Source organism: Streptomyces sp. NPDC047061, assembly GCF_040643955.1.
Lineage (GTDB): Bacteria > Actinomycetota > Actinomycetes > Streptomycetales > Streptomycetaceae > Streptomyces.
In genome coordinates this window covers 101,850-116,033 of record NZ_JBEYVI010000012.1, presented here as the reverse complement: position 1 = coordinate 116,033, position 14,184 = coordinate 101,850, and the positions used below count along the sequence as shown (strand labels likewise).

The following is a 14,184-nucleotide window of genomic DNA, read 5'->3' as shown; positions in this document are numbered from 1 at the left end:
CCTCGTTCACTTGAATTGGGTCCGGTACACGTGGCCGTCGACTCCGCGGAACACCGCGTCCACGGCCCCGTCCGGGCCGGCGACCGCGCCGAGCGCTCCGTCGAACGCGGCGCTCGGGAACTCCTGCCGCTTGCTCCAGCCCTGCCAGGCGCCGTCGGCGTACCGCTGCTGCCAGAGCGTGTAGTCGGCGGCCCGCACGTACAGCAGCACCGCGTCGCCGACGGCGACCAGCGTCGGGCTGCCGCTGACGGTCCCGCCGAGGGACGTCCAGTCGGACCACTCCCCCGACGTGTCCCGGGTCCGGGTCCACACGTCGTCCGCGGCGGTGCGTACGGCGACATGGACGCGGCCCTCGGCGTCGACGGCGGCGGACGGACGGCCGTAGACCTGCTTGTCCCCGGGTTCGCCGAGCGAGGACCAGCCGGTCGCCGGACCGCGCTGCACGACCGTGCCGTCGGCGCCGCGTGCGAACAGCGTCCAGTGCGCGGGATCGGTGAAGGCGACGGACGGCGCGTCGGTCAACTCGCCGCCCAGGGACTGCCATCGGCCCCAGCGGCCGTCGGCGTGGACCCGTCGGTAGGCACGCGAGTCGGCGCCGCGTACGAAGACGTCGATCCGGCCGCCGGCGGAGGCGTAGGCGGCGGGCTGGCCGAGGATCCTGCCCTGCGCGGGACCGCCGAGGTCCCTCGTGCTCCCGCCGGCCTTCTCGACGAGCGAGCCGTGCGGCCCCCGGAAGAACGTGGTGCCGCCGCTGACGACGGCGGGGCTCGCCGTGGCCGTCACACCCAGGTCCGTCCCCGGCAGCGCGTCGGCGCCGGTGAGCTTGAGGAACGCGGTGCCGTGCGCGGGCACCTCGACGGTGTACGACCCGGTGTGCGTGCCCCGGTCGGCACGCGCCCGCAGGTCGCGGACGCGCACCGGTCCGCCGAGGCCGGTGTCGGCGAACTGGACGGTCCGCTGGGCGGGTTGGTCGGAGCGGTTGAGCAGCACGACCGCGCGCTGTCCCTGACCCTGGAGGACCTTGCTGTAGACGTCACCGACCGAGTCGGTCGCGACCCGTACGCCCTGCACGGCGAGGGGGTCCTGGTCGACGGCGATGATCTCCGGGTTGCGGAGGGTGCCGAGCATCGAGTCGGACAGGGTGCGCGGGTCGGATCCCAGCATCAGCGGCGAGCCCATCTCGGCCCACATCACGAACTGGGTGGTGGACTCCTCCTGGGTGAGCTCGTACGTCCCGTCGGCCATCTTCCGCATGGGGATGAGGTAGTCGGGGTCGTTGTAGTGGCCGGGGCCCTGTGCCTCGGGGTGCCAGGCGTTGGCGTCCATGTTGCGCAGGATGTTGGGCCACTCGCCGGGGCTCGGGGTGCCCCAGGCGATGTCGGTGCCGGTGCGCCAGGAGTCGGCGATCGCCGGGGCGTAGACGTAGGTGTTGTGGGCGTCCTGCTCGGGGGTGTGCGGCAGGCCCCAGTCGTCGGTGAGGGGGTTGCAGAGGTTCAGCAGCATCTTCCGGCCGGACTTGGCGACAGCGTCGCTGAACTCCTTGTAGGCGGGCCCCGGATCGAGCTTCGCGCCGATCCCGCAGAGGAAGTCGACCTTGATCGCGTCGATCTTCCAGCTCGCGAACTGCCGTGCGTCCTGGTCGTAGTACCCACGGCTGCCGAGACCGCAGCTCTTGCCGCCGTCGTAGGTACCGCCATCGGTGTAGATGCCGGCCCGGAGTCCGCGCCTGTGCAGGTAGGAGACGAGGGCCGGGATGCCGGAGGGGAAGCGGTCCGGGTTGGCGACCAAATGGCCCTGCGCGTCGCGCGGGTTGTCGGCCTGCCAGCCGCCGTCCAGCCACACGATGTCGTAGCCGGCGTCCCGCAGACCACTGCTGACCAGCTTGTCGGCGACGGCGCGCACCTCCTTCTCGGTGGGCGCGCCGAGCCCGTAGTAGGTGTTCCAGCCCATGTAGGGCGTCGGTGCGAGGCCGCTGTCGTAGCCGGCGGGTGCGCCTTGGTCGACGGCCGTCTGCGCGACGGCGTCGGGGGTCACGGTGGCGGCCAGGACCACCGCGACGGCGGCCGCGAGGGCGGGCCGGGTGAACCGGTGGTGCGGAGGTCTCGGTGCGGGCGGGTGCGAGGTCACGTACGTCTCCCAGGGGTCGGGAAGCAGGAGAACGGGACGCGGGCCGCTCTGCCGGAGCGGGCCTACGACGTCACGGCGAAGACTGTGGCCCGCGGCCGAAACCGTGTCAAGAATAATTACTAATTTAATAGAAGCAGAGCGGAGGTGTGCACAGAGTCTTGACAGCCCCACCTCCCGAGGGCAGTGTTCGGCAACGTTGTCATGGGCGATGGCAACGTTGTCATCGCCCGGTTGCCCGGCTCGAACTCCCCTGATCGGAGCCCTCGTCCATGTCGGATCAGTCAACTCCGCCGTCCCGCCGTGCCGTTCTCTCCGCCGGAACCACCCTGCTGGCCGGATTCGGGCTCGGCATGGGCCCGTTCGTCACCACCGCCACGGCCGGATCCGGACAGCCGCCACGGGGCTTCTCCGCCGCCGAACTCGCCGCCTACCGGCCGGTCTCGGTGTCCTCCACGGACTACGCGGCCACACCCGCGGAGTTCGCCGTGGACGGTCTCGGCACGGTCGGCGTCCGGGGCTCCGGATGGCGCGCCGCCGCCGGCGACCCGCAGTGGATCCGCGTCGACCTGCAGGCCCGGTGCCGGGTCCAGTCGCTGCGGCTCGTCTTCGAGGCGACCGTGGACGACCCGCCGTTCACCGACTCGCCGAGCGGCAGCCCGCGCAACGACACGACGGGACAGGAGATCCTGTCGAGCTGCGCGGTCGGCTTCGTCATCGAGACCTCGGGCGACGGCGAGACCTGGACCGTGGTGCACCGCACCGACTCCGGCACCGGCGGGGTCGTGGAGATCACCCTGTCCGAGCCGGTGGACGCGCGCTGGGTGCGCATGACGGTGTCCAAGCGCTCCAACGCCAACCCGCTGGGCCTCAACGGCTTCCAGGTGTACGGCACATGCGACGCCCCGCGCCCCGACGCCACCGGCTGGACGGACTGGGGCACACGTCCCCGCCACCCCGAACCCCTGCACATCGCGGCGGACGGCACCGTCCCGCTGGAGTCCGGCTGGGACCTGACCCTGGACGACTGGACGGAAGACGACGGTCCGGCGCTGTCCAAGCCCTCGGTGGACACCAGTCGTTGGCTGCCGGCCACGGTGCCGGGCACCGTACTGACCTCGCTGGTGGACCAGGGCAAGCTCCCGGACCCGGTGTCCGGCCTGCACAACCTCCGGGTACCGGAGGCGCTTTCGCGGCACTCCTGGTGGTACCGGCGCGAGTTCCGCCTCCCCAAGGGCCTGCGCACCGGCGCCGGACGCCGGGTCTGGCTGGAGTTCGACGGGATCAACCACCGGGCCGAGGTCTGGCTCAACGGCGGCCGGGTGGGTGACGTGACCTTCCCCTTCGCCCGCGCCGCCTTCGACGTGACGAAGCTGCTCGCCGACGGCCCGGCGCAGGCCCTCGCCGTCCGGATCACCCCGATGCCCTTCCCGGGCAGCCCCGGTGACAAGGGCCCGGCCGGGCTGGCCTTCGTGGACGCCGGCGCGAACATGATGAACCGCAACTCGCCGACGTACCTGGCCGCTTCGGGCTGGGACTGGATGCCTGCGGTCCGGGACCGGGCGGCCGGCATCTGGAACCACGTCCGGCTGCGTTCGACCGGTCCGGTGGTCCTCGGCGACCCCCGGGTGGACACCAGCCTGCCCGGCCTGCCCGACACGGGTACGGCCGAGCTGACGGTCGTGGCCCCGGTGCGCAACGCCGGCACCGGGTCCGCACGCGTCACCGTCACCGCCGCCTTCGGGGACGTACGGGTGTCCCAGACGGCCACCGTCCCCGCGGGCGAGACCGTCGACGTCACCTTCACCCCCGCCGACCATCCACAACTGCGGCTCCAGAACCCCCGGTTGTGGTGGCCCAACGGCTACGGCGAGCCGGCCCTGCACCGCCTGACCCTCACCGCCTCCGTCGCGGGCGAGGAGAGCGACCGGCGCACGACCCGCTTCGGGATACGCCAGTTCGGCTACGAGTACGAGGTCCCGCTCACCTTCCCGCCGGGCGGCAACGCGGTCGCGCAGACCGTGGACCTCACCCGGCAGCAGGCGCGCTACCTCCGCGTCCTGTGCGGGACGCGCGCCACGGGCTGGGGCGCGTCGATGTGGAGCCTGGCGGTGCTGGACAGTTCGGCGCCGGACACCGATCTCGCCCTGCGCAAGGCGGCCACCGCATCCTCCGTCGACGGCCCCTGGAACGGACCGGGCAACGCCACCGACGGCGACCCGGGCACCCGCTGGTCCTCCGCCTACGAGGACGACCAGTGGATCCAGGTCGACCTGGGCGGCACGGTGTCGTTCGACCGCGTCGTCATCACCTGGGAGACGGCCTACGCGCGGACGTACACCGTCCAGGTCTCCGACGACGGCTCCGACTGGACCGACGTGCGGTCCGTGGACAACTCCACGGTGCCGCTGAAGATCAGCGTCAACGGCGTCCGGGTGTTCTGCCGCGGCGGCAACTGGGGCTGGGACGAACTGCTGCGCCGGATGCCGGCCGAGCGCATGGACACGGCCGTGCGGATGCACCGCGACATGAACTTCACGATGGTCCGCAACTGGGTGGGCAGCAGCAACCGCGAGGAGTTCTACGCCAGTTGCGACGAGCACGGGCTGCTCGTGTGGAACGACTTCCCCAACGCCTGGGCCATGGACCCGCCGGACCACCAGGCCTTCCTCGACCTCGCCCGGGACACCGTCCGGCGCTACCGGATCCACCCGAGCGTCGTCGTGTGGTGCGGCGCCAACGAGGGCAACCCGCCCGGCCCGGTGGACGACGGCATGCGCGCCGCGGTCCGCGAGGAGGCACCCGGAGTCCTGTACCAGAACAACTCGGCGGGCGGGATCGTCTCCGGCGGCGGCCCGTACGGCTGGGTCGAGCCGGAGCGTTACTCCTCTTCCTCGACCTACGGCGGTGGGGTCTTCGGCTTCCACACGGAGATCGGCATGCCGGTGGTGCCGACCGCCGAGACGATGCGCCGTCTGGTCGGCGACGAACCCGAGTGGCCCGTCGGCGGTGCCTGGTACCTCCACGACTGGAGCACCAGGGGGAATCAGGCACCGCAGAACTACCGGGCCGCCATCGAGTCCCGCCTCGGCGCGGCGACGGACCTGGACGACTTCTGCCGTAAGGCGCAGTTCGTCAACTACGAGAACATCCGGGCCATGTTCGAGGCCTGGAACGCCCGGCTCTGGGACGACGCGAGCGGGCTGATGCTGTGGATGTCGCACCCCGCCTGGTACAGCACGGTCTGGCAGACCTACGACTACGACTTCGACGTCAACGGCGCCTACTACGGCGCCCGGAAGGCCGCCGAGCCCGTCCATGTGCAGGCCGGTCCCGTCGACGGCCGGGTGATCGCCGTGAACCACACCCCGCGGCCGGTCGGCGGCGCCATCGTGACCGCCCGCTGGTACGACCTCACCGGCCGCCAGGTCGCCCCCGAGCGGCGGGCGAGCGTCGACATCGCGCCGTCCGCCACCAGCACCGCGTTCACCGCGCCCGTCCAGGACGGCCTGCCCGACTTCCACCTGCTGCGGCTGCGCCTCACGGACGCGCGGGGCACGCTGCTCTCGGAGAACACGTACTGGCGCTACCGCTCCCCCGAGGCCATGCAGGCCCTCGACCGGATGGAGCGGACCCGGATCTCCGTCGGCCCCGCCCGCACCGACGGCCGCACGACGACCGCCCGGGTGACCAACCGTGGCCCGGCCGTCGCGGCCATGCTCCGGGTCTCCCTCCTCGACGCCCGCTCCGGAGACCGTGTGCTGCCGACGCTCTACAGCGACAACTACCTGTGGCTGCTCCCCGGGGAGTCACGGACCATCACCGCGACCCACCCGACCGCTCCGCCGCTCACCCGGCCGCGTCTGCGGGTCGAGGGCTACAACGTCCCCCGCACCGCCACACCATGAGACAGAGTCGGTGCTCGGCCCGTTCGGTCGCTTCGCGGGCCGGCTCCCGCCCTCCCCACCGAATCCGAGGGAGCCGCCTCGCCGGTGCCCACCGGCGACCGCGGTTGCCCTCGAACGTGCCCCGGATCGCCGACTCGACGGCGTCTGTCACGCCGTGAGAACGATCTTCTCGCGCACCTGACCGGATTCCAGCAGGGCATGTGCGTGCGCCGCGTCCGACAGGGGCAGCAGCCGTTGGGCGCGGAGCCGGAGTTCGCCGGATGCCAGGAGCGGCATGGTCCGGTCGAGGGCGTCCGGGGCCCGGTCCGGTGTCGGCGCGGAGAAGGCGACGCCGAAGTCGGCCGCGTGTTCGTCGGCGAGGGTGATCACCCTCGCGGGCCCGCCGGCGAGTGCGACGGCGTCGCCGAGCCCGCCCTTCCCCCCGGCGTCGAGGACGGCGTCCACCTTGCCGACGTCCGCGATGTCACGCACCCGTGCGACGAGGCCGGGCCCGTAGCGGACGGGGATCGCGCCGAGTTCCCGGACGAACTCCTCGTCGCGCGGACCGGTGGCACCGATCACCGTGGCCCCTTGGGACAGCGCCAGCTGAGTGGCGACGAGACCGACCGAGCCCGCTCCGCCGAGGACGAGCAACGTCTCCCCCGCGGTCAGTCCCAGCTGTCGCAGGACGCCGACGGCGGCTTCCGCCGAGGCCGGCAGTGCCGCGGCGTCGGCCGAGCCGACGTTGGCCGGCTTGGCCGTCCAGGAGGAGGCGAGGGCGTACTCGCCGTATCCGCCGAGGGCGGGCAGCAGGGCCGCGACCTCGTCGCCCGCCGCCACTGCGGTGACGGCGGGTCCGAGGGCGTCGACCGTGCCCGCGGCCTCGAAGCCGAGGACCGCTGACGGCGGCAGCGGGAACGCCTGCCGCAGGTCTCCGCGGCGGATCTTGAGGTCGGTGGGGCCGACCCCGGCCGCGTGCACCCGGATCCTGATCTGACCGGGTCCCGGCTCGGGCAGGGCGACGGGAGTCCAGGTGAGCACCTCGGGCGCCCCATAACCGGTGAGCACCGATGCGTACGGCATGATGACGGCCTCCGCGAGATGGTGTCGGGTCGATACGGCACGCGACAGCGGCCGACAGAGAGCTTAGGTGACATGTCACGCAACAGCAAGGGGGAGACCCTCCCCGAGGGCGGATGGCTCGACGGTGACCAGCAGCGGGCGTGGCTGGCCTACATCCGGCTCCAGTTGCGGATGTCGTACGAGATGAACCGCCAGCTCGTCGCGGACAGCGGTATGTCGCTGCCCGACTACGACGTGGTGACGGCGCTGAGCGTGGCCGACGGAGGGCGGATGTCGATCACCAGGCTCGCGGCCCACATCGGCTGGGAGCGCAGCCGGTTGTCCCACCATGTGCGACGGATGAGCACCAGGGAGCTGGTGACCTGCGGCCCCTCGGCCGCCGACCGGCGGGTCACCGAGGTGGCCCTCACCGACAGCGGGCGGCGCGCTCTCCGGGAGGCGGCGCCCGGACATGTCGACCTCGTCCGGCGCCTGTTCTTCGAGGGGTTGCCGAGCAGCCTCCTGGGGCCGCTCACCGAGGCCCTGGAGAGCGTGTACGCCAACGTCATCGAGCAGGGCACGCTGCCGCCGCCCGCCGACTGGCAGCCTGCGGAAGACTGACCGGCCCCTCCCCGGACACCTCCGCTACCGAATAACGCGGAAGCAGTCGCGCAGTTCGGTCACGAAAAGGTCCGGCTGCTCGAAGGCCGCGAAATGGCCACCCCTGGGTATGTCGTCGTTCCAGTAGAACAGCCGGCTGTACGTGCGCTCGGCCCATACCCTGGGCGCCCGGTAGGTCTCCTTGGGGAACACACTGACCCCGACGGGCACGTCCAGCCCGAGCGTGCGGAAGTCGGTGCCGAAGCTCTCGGCGTACAGCCGGGCCGAGGATGCGGCCGTGTCGGTGTGCCAGTAGAGGCTGATGTTGTCCAGGATCCGGTCACGGCCGAACAGCCGGTCGGGGTCGAGGTCACTGTCGGACCACTGGCCGAGCTTCTCGTAGATCCATGCCGCCTGTCCGGCGGGCGAGTCGGCCAGGCCGTACCCGATCGTCTGCGGCCGGGTCTCCTGCACGAGCGCGTACGCGGAGCCGTAGACGGAGAAGGCACTGAGCTGGTCCAGCGCCTGCTGTTCGGCGGGGGTGGGGTCGCCCGCCAGGGGCGGCGGGGCGAACAGCACCGGAAGGTTGAGGTGGACGGCGGCGAGGCCGGCCGCTGCTCGGCCATCCAGGTGGTGACGCCGGCGCCCCAGTCCCCGCCCTGCGCGACGTACCGCGTGTATCCCAGTCGCGTCATGAGGGTGTTCCACGCCCTGGCGATCCTCGGCAGCCCCCAGCCCGTCTCCGTCGGCTTCCCGGAGAAGCCGAAGCCCGGCAGCGCCGGGATCACGACGTCGAAGGCGTCCGAGGCGCTGCCGCCGTGGGCGACGGGGTCGGTGAGCGGGCCGATGACGTCGAGGAACTCCAGGACCGAGCCCGGCCAGCCGTGGGTGAGCACGACGGGGAGGGCGCCGGGGTGGCGCGAGCGCACATGGATGAAGTGGAAGGGGAGGCCGTCGATGGTGGTGCGGAACTGCGGGAGACCGTTCAGCCGACGCTCCAGCCGCCGCCAGTCGTAGTGGTCGTGCCAGTACCGCACCAGGTCCCGGACCCTGGACAGCGGAGCGCCCTGTGCCCAGCCGGCGGCGGTCTCCCGGTCCGGCAGGCGGGTGGCGGCGAGCCGGGTGCGCAGATCGTCGATGGCACGCTGCGGGACGTGCACCTTGAACGGGACGATGCTGTCGGACGGCGGCACGCCCAGGTCACCGACGAGGTCGGCCGGCGGCCGGCCAGGGCCGGCGGAGCTCGCCGCGACGGCCTGCGCGGCCCCGGCCGGGACCGCCAGGGCCGCGGCTCGCGTCGCGAGCAGCATGCCGCGGCGAGTGAAGGGTTCGGTCATGACGGACGCTCCCGAGAATCGTTCAGTCGGATACATGACAGGAAGGCGAAGGCGTCGCATGCCGCCCGGACCCGGATCTCCGGCACCCCAGACCGCTCAGGACCATCCCCTCCGGCCATCCCCGAGCCCAGAGCTTACGTGATGTGTCACGTAATGAGAAGGGTGCCGGTGCCCAGCGCCGGCCTCCGGGCAGAGGCGGTGGCCTCCCGGCACCGGGACGCGCGGGAGGCCACCTCGGCACAAGGACGTCGGCCCGAGTGCGGTCCGCATCGGGCGACTGCTGCCGCTGCCGCTACGGGGCCAGGGTCTCGCCGAAGCGGGCGTCGGGTACGGGGGCGCTCAGGCTGCCGCCACTGAAGGACCAGGATCCGCTCCCGGCGGGGCCGTTGCCCGCACCGGGGAAGACCCAGGCGGCGCCGTCGTCGGTGTCCCCGCCGGGCGCGGAGGCGATCAGCTCGGCCTTGCCGTCCTTGTCGGCGTCGATGAGCCGAAGGACACCGCCGAACCGGTCGCCGGTCTTGTCGTCGCCGGAGGCGCCGATGGTCGCCTGGTCGAAGTGCTGCGAGAGCACCGGAGGCCTGCAGCCCGTTCACGGAGCCCCACAGCACGACCGCCGCCCCCGCGTCGGCGGTGGTCCCGTGCCCCTGCCGGGCATGCCGACGCGGGGGTACGGCGGGGGTCCGTGCCCCGCCGCAGCCTGCACCACGTCGAGTACCGCGGCGGCCTCGCAGAGACGGCTGCCTCACCGAAACGGACCTGACCATCGAGCAAAAACAGGCATTATATGGGCAAAATGTCGCAATGTTCCACATTTAATCTCTCTGCAGGAGGACCTGCCATGGCGGGCAAGTCCAGCATTGTCTTCGCCCACGGACTCTGGGCGGACGGGTCGTGCTTCAACAAGCTCATCCCCAAGCTCCAGGCTGAAGGGCACGAGGTCTTCGCCTCACAGCACGGCCTGGACTCGCTCGAAAGCGACGTCGCGTGCGTCAACTTCACGCTCAACCATGTCCCCGGCCCGATCGTGCTGGTGGGTCACTCCTACGGCGGGACCCTGATCACCAAAGCGGGCACCCACGACCGCGTCGGCGCTCTGGTGTACATCGCCGCGCTCGCCCCGGACGAGGACGAGACGTCGCAGGAACAGCAGGACAAATTCCCCCGCACGCCCATCTTCGAGCACATCGACGTCGCTGACGGCCGCGTGTGGCTCAAGCCCTCGGGCCTCCCGCACTTCTGCGGCGACCTCCCGGAAGCGGAGCAGAAGCTCGTCCTGGCGACGGGCGGTGTGCCGGTGGCGGACCTGTTCAACCAGCAGGTTCCGGGCACCGCCTGGCGGACGAAGCCAAGCTGGTACATCGTCGCGAACAACGACCGCACCGTGCACCCCGACCTGGAGCGGTCCGCCGCCGAGCGCATGGGCGCCACAATCCGCCCCGTGGCCAGCAGCCACGTTCCCATGCTCTCGCATCCCGACTTCGTCCTCGACGTGATCCGTGAGGCCGCGAAGTCCCTCGACGCCTGAGGGCTGTTCATGGTGGGCAGCAAGGTGCCGCCCACCATGAAGACGGTGTCCTTGCGGAACCGCCGACGCAGCTCGGGCCGGGCCCCTCATCCGGCTTCTCGTACGCCGGCCAGACGGCGCCGCCACCAGATACCGGCGCAGCGCACGGTCGGTGGCACCCGGAGAGACGTAGTGGTCGCCCGAGAGCCTTCCCACTCGGGCTGTGGCGGCGCTGGTTCGGGCGGAGAGCGTCAGCAGGGCTCCCGGTCGTACGCCGTCGCCGGACGTATCCGGGTGCCTTCGCACGTCAACGGCGCCGGCGTCGACCGGCGCCAGGAGAGATCACGGCTTCAGCGCCACGGCTCCCAGCTGGGGTACCGCCATGGGCTCTTCGCCGGGCTCCGGCCGCCACAGCGAGCAGGACACGAGCCCGGGCTCCAGGAGTGTGAGCCCGTCGAAGTACTGGGCGACCTCCTCGCTGCTGCGGGCGGTGACCGGCGGTTTGGCGTTGGCGTTCCAGAACTCCATCGCCTCCAGCTGGAGGTCGCCGCCGAGTTCGGGTTCCGTGGTGGGGTGGGTCAGTACGAGGAAGCTGCCGGGGGGCAGCGCCTCCACGAGCCGACGTGCGATGGCCCGCGCCTCGTCACCGTCAAGGACGAAGTTGAGGATGCCGAGCAGCATGAGTGCGGTGGGCTTGGTGAAGTCGAGCGTCCGTCCGGCGATGCGCAGAATGGTGTCCGGGTCGTGCGCATCGGCGTCGATGTAGTCGGTGGCGCCTTCCGGGGCACTGGTCAGCAGGGCGCGGGCGTGCGCGAGCACGATGGGGTCATTGTCGACGTACACGATCCGCGACTCGGGGGCGATCCGCTGGGCGATCTCGTGGGTGTTCTCCAAGGCCGGCAGGCCGGTTCCGATGTCGAGGAACTGACGGATGCCGTGCTCCTCCGCCAGACAGCGCACGGCGCGGCCAAGGAACTCCCGGTCGGCGCGCGCGATGTCGCGGATGACGGGGATCATTCCGGCAACGTGTTCGCCTACCTGCTGGTCGACCTCGTAGTTGTCCTTGCCGCCCTGCCAGTAGTTCCACACGCGAGCGTTGTGCGCCGTCCCGGTGTCGAGTCGCTGCTCTGCGGCGGTGGCGCTCTGGTTCTCGCTCACGTCTTCCTCTCCTCGCACGCCCAAGGACCGCGTGAAACAGGGCACTTGCGGTCACGGCTGCGCCATGGCACATCGGTGGGCGTCATTCTGCCGTACACCGCCATCGTCTGGGTCGGCGGTCGTAGGCGAGCAGTGAGCGTAGGACGGTTTGTCCGGTGGCGTCGTTGCGCCCGGGGCCGGGAGGTCGTCCCGGCCCCGGGCGTTGACGGCTGCTGCTGCCGGTAGCGGTGGGTCAGTGCTGGCCGTGGCCGCCGTCACTACGACGGCGTTGGAGCGTGAACTGCTCGAAGACCGACAGCTCGCCCGTGGGCGTGATGATGTTGTAGTAGGTGACGTGGATGCGGGTCATGTCACCGGGGTGACGGCCCGGGTCGACGGCGAACTCGGCGAAGCCGTACGGATGCTCAGCGTCGCGGACGCCGATCCAGACCGCCGTCTCCTTCTCCTTGACCGAGTTGAACTTGCCGACGTGCTCCATCTGGACGTACGCCGAGTGATGCCCGTGACCGTCGGCGTCGTCGGTGGTGAAGCTGTTGTTGGTGACGCCGGACACGCCGCCACCGCCGAGGACCATGTGCGTCGTGCCGTGCTCACTCTCGATCACGTCGAGTGCGGACTGGCTCGGGTTGGGCGTCAGGGTGACGCTGCCGGGGACGACGCCGCGCACCGCCAACGAGCGCTCGTAGTCGTGCTCGTGGCCACAGACCACCAGGTCGACGCCGTACTTGTCGAACAGCGGGCCGTACGCCGCACGCAGCGCGACATCGGGGCCGTTCGCGGCGGTCGCCGAGCTGATCATCACCTGGTGCATGCAGATGACGATCCAGTCGATGTCCTTCGAAGCCCGTGCCGACTTGAGCTCCTTCTCCAGCCAGGCGAGCTGCCGGCCACCGGAGTAGCCGTTGATGTAGATGTCGCCACCCTCCTGCAGGGCGATGTCGTCGTTCTGCAGGGAGATCACCTTCACCGAGCCGACGGTGAAGGAGTACCAGAGGTTGTCGAGTTCGGGCTGGGTCTCGGTCGAGGGCAGCTCGAAGTAGGTCTGGTACGCGTCGAGACCGAGCTTGCCGTTGCCCAGCTCGATCTCGTGGTTGCCCGCGGCCGGCATCCACGGACGGAATCGCGCCGAGCGGCTGTTGTTGGTGAGGAAGTCGTGCCAGACGCGGATGCGGTCGGGCCCGGTGTTGGCGTAGCAGAGGTCACCGTTGAGGAGGTGGAACAGCGGGCCGACCTTCTCGATGCCGGTGACGATGTCGGCGGCGGCGGGCGTGGCGTTGGGCTCGAAGTCCCGGCCCGAGGCGTCGGCCGGGTTCGCCCCGGTCTTCCACGTCACACTGGGCGTGCCCTGGTCGCCGAAGCTGGTGAAGGTGAACGGAGCTCGGCCGGACGGCGCCGTGTGGAAGGTGCCGGCGTCGGGGGTGGCGCCGTCGTGCTGGGCCGCGTACAGGTAGTCGGTGTCGGCCCTGAGCTTGCTGATCAGCGCGTGATGGACCCAGGCGGTCCGCCCGGAGGTGCCGTCCACGTAGGTCTTCGTCGTCGCGTGCGCTGTGGAGCCGAAGCCGCCGCTCAGCGTGCCGTAGACGACCCGCGGGTTCTTGACGGCCGCGTCGGTGACCCACGAGACGACCATCTGGCTGCGCGGGTCGGCGCCGAAGGTCAGGTGCAGGCCCTGGACGGGGGTGGTGGCCGAGCCGGTGGTGAGACCGGTGACCTCCGACTTCGCCGGGGCCGCCTCGGCGGTTCCGGCGCCGAGGACCAGTGGGCCGGCGGCGGCGCCGGACACTGTCGCGCCGAACATGCCGAGCGCGTTGCGACGAGAGATTCTGGTTTGCTTGGATTCTTCGGACATTCCAGGGGCCTTTCGCGTCGTCGGGTGCAGTCGCACACCGACCGGGCAGCAGCGCTCCGAACCTGACAGCGGGCTCCGGCAGGTCAGCGGTGCGCGCACTCACGGACGCTAGGAAGCAAGGTCGACCGGAGCGGTGGGACAGGTGTGAACGCCAGATGGCGGTCACCGCAACGGACGGCAATTCCCGGCGGCCTGGCTACTGCCTTGGCCCGGTTGGGGTGTTCGGGCGCGCTCCCGTCAATCGTGATGAGGCCGACGCCGCAAGTCCCGCGCGCCATCTCGTCGGTACAGGGTCTCCGCGACGGTTCGGTGTCCCGGTGCGGGACGTCACGTCGGATGGCCGCGTAAAGCTCGCCCCGCGATCGCTGCGGCGGCACCGGTACGAAAGATCATGCGAGGCCGGGCACGAGTAGCCGGTCAAGGGCTCCGGTCCCCAACCGGTCCCCAAGAATGATCAAGGGCCGGTTTCGGACGCCTCCGAAACCGGCCCTGACCTGCGACTGTCTCCAGTCGGGACGACAGGATTTGAACCTGCGACCCCTTGACCCCCAGTCAAGTGCGCTACCAAGCTGCGCCACGTCCCGATGCGCTCGCTCGCGGTGACCCGCGTGATCGCTCGAACAGCACCTTACCCCACGTCCCTGGGAGGGCAGAAAGAGGACG

9 protein-coding genes, 1 tRNA gene and 1 pseudogene are annotated in these 14,184 nt (G+C 71.0%); 3 read left to right on the top strand and 8 right to left on the bottom strand.

Features of this window, described 5'->3' with window-relative positions; all coding sequences use genetic code 11:
• Positions 1-6: 6 nt before the first annotated feature.
• Positions 7-2,127: a glycoside hydrolase family 27 protein gene (locus ABZ887_RS19525; RefSeq protein ID WP_361290752.1), complete on the bottom strand. Its 2,121-nt coding sequence runs from the start codon at positions 2,125-2,127 to the stop codon at positions 7-9.
• A 269-nt stretch (positions 2,128-2,396) separates the two neighbouring features.
• On the opposite strand from ABZ887_RS19525, the gene ABZ887_RS19520 reads away from it, so the two are divergent.
• Positions 2,397-6,032, top strand: coding sequence for a discoidin domain-containing protein (locus tag ABZ887_RS19520; RefSeq protein WP_361290749.1), 3,636 nt, complete (start codon positions 2,397-2,399; stop codon positions 6,030-6,032).
• A gap of 147 nt (positions 6,033-6,179) precedes the next feature.
• Here ABZ887_RS19520 and ABZ887_RS19515 read toward each other — a convergent pair whose 3' ends face one another.
• Positions 6,180-7,094, bottom strand: coding sequence for an NADP-dependent oxidoreductase (locus ABZ887_RS19515; RefSeq protein WP_361290746.1), 915 nt, complete (start codon positions 7,092-7,094; stop codon positions 6,180-6,182).
• A 72-nt stretch (positions 7,095-7,166) separates the two neighbouring features.
• On the opposite strand from ABZ887_RS19515, the gene ABZ887_RS19510 reads away from it, so the two are divergent.
• The gene (locus ABZ887_RS19510; RefSeq protein WP_361290743.1) at positions 7,167-7,694 is read left to right on the top strand and encodes a MarR family winged helix-turn-helix transcriptional regulator; all 528 of its coding nucleotides are present in this window, start codon (positions 7,167-7,169) and stop codon (positions 7,692-7,694) included.
• A 24-nt stretch (positions 7,695-7,718) separates the two neighbouring features.
• Here the strand turns inward: ABZ887_RS19510 and ABZ887_RS19505 are convergent, their stop codons facing one another.
• The 3 genes and pseudogenes from ABZ887_RS19505 to ABZ887_RS19495 form a co-directional block, all read right to left on the bottom strand.
• Positions 7,719-8,252, bottom strand: a complete 534-nt coding sequence (locus ABZ887_RS19505) for a hypothetical protein (protein ID WP_361291061.1) — start codon at positions 8,250-8,252, stop codon at positions 7,719-7,721.
• An 89-nt stretch (positions 8,253-8,341) separates the two neighbouring features.
• Positions 8,342-8,983: pseudogene (locus ABZ887_RS19500) on the bottom strand (epoxide hydrolase); the annotation flags it as partial.
• Between the two features lie 319 nt (positions 8,984-9,302).
• Complete coding sequence (locus tag ABZ887_RS19495) at positions 9,303-9,581, bottom strand: FG-GAP repeat protein (protein ID WP_361290740.1); 279 nt, start codon at positions 9,579-9,581, stop codon at positions 9,303-9,305.
• Positions 9,582-9,848: 267 nt separating this feature from the next.
• Here ABZ887_RS19495 and ABZ887_RS19490 point away from each other — a divergent pair, with 267 nt between their 5' ends.
• Positions 9,849-10,535 (top strand): alpha/beta hydrolase, encoded by a 687-nt coding sequence (locus ABZ887_RS19490; protein ID WP_361290737.1) that lies wholly within the window; start codon positions 9,849-9,851, stop codon positions 10,533-10,535.
• Positions 10,536-10,856: 321 nt separating this feature from the next.
• Here the strand turns inward: ABZ887_RS19490 and ABZ887_RS19485 are convergent, their stop codons facing one another.
• From ABZ887_RS19485 to ABZ887_RS19475, 3 genes are all read right to left on the bottom strand, one after another.
• Positions 10,857-11,672, bottom strand: a complete 816-nt coding sequence (locus ABZ887_RS19485; protein ID WP_361290734.1) for an SAM-dependent methyltransferase — start codon at positions 11,670-11,672, stop codon at positions 10,857-10,859.
• Between the two features lie 232 nt (positions 11,673-11,904).
• A complete protein-coding gene (locus ABZ887_RS19480) occupies positions 11,905-13,470 on the bottom strand; it encodes a metallophosphoesterase family protein (RefSeq protein WP_361290731.1) in 1,566 nt (521 codons plus the stop codon).
• Positions 13,471-14,031: 561 nt separating this feature from the next.
• A tRNA-Pro gene (locus ABZ887_RS19475) sits at positions 14,032-14,105 on the bottom strand.
• Positions 14,106-14,184 lie beyond the last annotated feature (79 nt).

Coding starts and splice junctions, on each gene's coding strand:
- ABZ887_RS19520 (WP_361290749.1), top strand. CDS start 2,397: ATGTCGGATCAGTCAACTCCGCCGTCCCGCCGTGCCGTTCTCTCCGCC.
- ABZ887_RS19515 (WP_361290746.1), bottom strand. CDS start 7,094: ATGCCGTACGCATCGGTGCTCACCGGTTATGGGGCGCCCGAGGTGCTC.
- ABZ887_RS19510 (WP_361290743.1), top strand. CDS start 7,167: ATGTCACGCAACAGCAAGGGGGAGACCCTCCCCGAGGGCGGATGGCTC.
- ABZ887_RS19490 (WP_361290737.1), top strand. CDS start 9,849: ATGGCGGGCAAGTCCAGCATTGTCTTCGCCCACGGACTCTGGGCGGAC.
- ABZ887_RS19480 (WP_361290731.1), bottom strand. CDS start 13,470: ATGTTCGGCGCGACAGTGTCCGGCGCCGCCGCCGGCCCACTGGTCCTC.